Consider the following 2,935-nt stretch of genomic DNA (forward strand, 5'->3'; position numbering starts at 1 on the left):
CACCCAGTGATGTCGTTGGTGGTGTGGACTCTCAAGCGTGAGGTAAGGGCAATTCGTGGATGCCTTGGCATGTACAGGCGATGAAGGACGTGGCACGCTGCGATAAGCGCGGGTGAGCTGTGAGCAAGCTTTGACCCCGCGATTTCCGAATGGGGAAACCCACCTATCCCGATTAATCCGAACTGTGTGGCAACGCGCAGCTTGGGTTAATTAGGTTAGGTATCACTTAGCTGAATAAAATAGGCTTCGTGAAGCGAACCCGGCGAACTGAAACATCTCAGTAGCTGGAGGAAAAGACATCAACCGAGATTCCGTTAGTAGTGGCGAGCGAACGCGGACCAGGCCAGTGCCTGAATTTCAACTAGTAGAAGTCTCTGGAAAGTGACGCCATAGCGGGTGACAGCCCCGTATACGAAAGTGAGAATTCAGGACTCGAGTAGGGCGGAACACGTGAAATTCTGTCTGAACATGGGGGGACCACCCTCCAAGCCTAAATACTCGTACATGACCGATAGCGAACTAGTACCGTGAGGGAAAGGTGAAAAGCACCCCGATGAGGGGAGTGAAACAGTACCTGAAACGGATTGCCTACAAGCAGTTGGAGGGCTTTTATGGCCTGACAGCGTACCTCTTGCATAATGGGTCTGTGACTTAATGTATCAAGCAAGCTTAAGCCGATAGGTGTAGGCGCAGCGAAAGCGAGTCTGAATAGGGCGCCAGAGTTTGATGTATTAGACCCGAAACCCGGCGATCTAGGCATGACCAGGATGAAGGTGCAGTAACATGCACTGGAGGTCCGAACCGATTAACGTTGAAAAGTTACCGGATGAGTTGTGTTTAGGGGTGAAAGGCCAATCAAGCCGGGAAATAGCTGGTTCTCCGCGAAAACTATTGAGGTAGTGCCTCGCACGAACACCTTAGGGGGTAGAGCACTGGATGGGCTAGGGGGTCGCGAGATCTACCAAACCTAACCAAACTCCGAATACCTAAGAGTGATATGCGGGAGACAGACGGCGGGTGCTAAGGTCCGTCGTCAAAAGGGAAACAGCCCTGACCTACAGCTAAGGCCCCCAAATCGTATCTAAGTGGGAAAGCATGTGGGACTTCCAAAACAACCAGGAGGTTGGCTTAGAAGCAGCCATCCTTTAAAGAAAGCGTAACAGCTCACTGGTCTAAACAAGAGGTCCTGCGGCGAAGATGTAACGGGGCTCAAGATACGTGCCGAAGCTTAGGGTGTGCCACTTATGTGGTACGCGGTAGCGGAGCGTTCCGTAAGCCTGTGAAGCGATCTGGTAATGGGTCGTGGAGGTATCGGAAGTGCGAATGCAGACATGAGTAGCGATAAAGAGGGTGAGATGCCCTCTCGCCGAAAGACCAAGGGTTCCTGCGCAAGGCTAATCCGCGCAGGGTGAGCCGGCCCCTAAGACGAGCCCGAAGGGGGTAGTCGATGGGAACCACGTTAATATTCGTGGGCCTGGTGGTGTGTGACGGATCATGTGTGTTGTCATCCCTTATCGGATTGGGATGGCTTCGAAATGGTTCCAGGAAATAGCCCCACCGTATAGACCGTACCCGAAACCGACACAGGTGGTCAGGTAGAGTATACCAAGGCGCTTGAGAGAAGTGTCCTGAAGGAACTCGGCAAATTGCCTCCGTACCTTCGGAAGAAGGAGGCCCTCACTATGCGCAAGCACTTTGAGGGGGCACAGGCCAGGGGGTAGCGACTGTTTAGCAAAAACACAGGGCTCTGCTAAGTCGGCTTCAAGACGACGTATAGGGCCTGACGCCTGCCCGGTGCCTGAAGGTTAAGTGGAGGGGTGCAAGCTCTGAAATGAAGCCCAGGTAAACGGCGGCCGTAACTATAACGGTCCTAAGGTAGCGAAATTCCTTGTCGGGTAAGTTCCGACCTGCACGAATGGCGTAACGACTTCCCCACTGTCTCCAGGACATGCTCAGCGAAATTGAATTCTCCGTGAAGATGCGGAGTACCCGCGGTTAGACGGAAAGACCCCGTGCACCTTTACTGCAGCTTCAGAGTGGCATTAGGAAGAAACTGTGTAGCATAGGTGGGAGGCTTTGAAGCATCGGCGCCAGCTGATGTGGAGCCATAGGTGAAATACCACCCTGTTTGTTTCTGATGTCTAACCTCGTTCCGTAAGCCGGAACAGGGACCCTCTGTGGCGGGTAGTTTGACTGGGGCGGTCGCCTCCTAAAGAGTAACGGAGGCGCGCAATGGTGGGCTCAGGACGGTCGGAAACCGTCTGTTAGAGTGCAATGGCATAAGCCCGCCTGACTGCGAGACTGACAAGTCGAGCAGAGACGAAAGTCGGTCATAGTGATCCGGTGGTCCCTCGTGGAAGGGCCATCGCTCAACGGATAAAAGGTACGCCGGGGATAACAGGCTGATAACCCCCAAGAGCTCATATCGACGGGGTTGTTTGGCACCTCGATGTCGGCTCATCACATCCTGGGGCTGGAGCAGGTCCCAAGGGTTTGGCTGTTCGCCAATTAAAGTGGTACGTGAGCTGGGTTCAGAACGTCGCGAGACAGTTTGGTCCCTATCTGCCGTGGGCGTCGAAATTTGAGAGGAGTTGACCCTAGTACGAGAGGACCGGGTTGAACATACCTCTGGTGTACCAGTCGTTCTGCCAAGAGCGCAGCTGGGTAGCTATGTATGGACGGGATAACCGCTGAAAGCATCTAAGCGGGAAGCCTCCCTCGAGATAAGATTTCATAGAGCCGTCGGAGACCACGACGTTGATAGATCGGATGTAGAAGTGCGGTAACGCATGGAGCTAACCGATACTAATTGCTCTATTCGCGCTTGAGAGTCTCACACCATCAATGACAACACTGGGCAACCAGCGTCAGAGATGGGTGCGGATGATTAAGACGACGCCAGATTGCCAATCCCCTCGCCGTCGAGGGATTGGTC

Annotated in this window: 1 rRNA gene; it reads left to right on the plus strand. The window is 53.6% G+C overall.

From position 1 onward, the window contains the following. The first annotated feature begins 32 nt into the window (after positions 1-32). Positions 33-2,829 (plus strand): 23S ribosomal RNA (locus IFS44_RS21485). Positions 2,830-2,935 lie beyond the last annotated feature (106 nt).

The organism is Sphingomonas sp. CFBP 13706, assembly GCF_014842355.1.
GTDB lineage: Bacteria > Pseudomonadota > Alphaproteobacteria > Sphingomonadales > Sphingomonadaceae > Sphingomonas > Sphingomonas aerolata.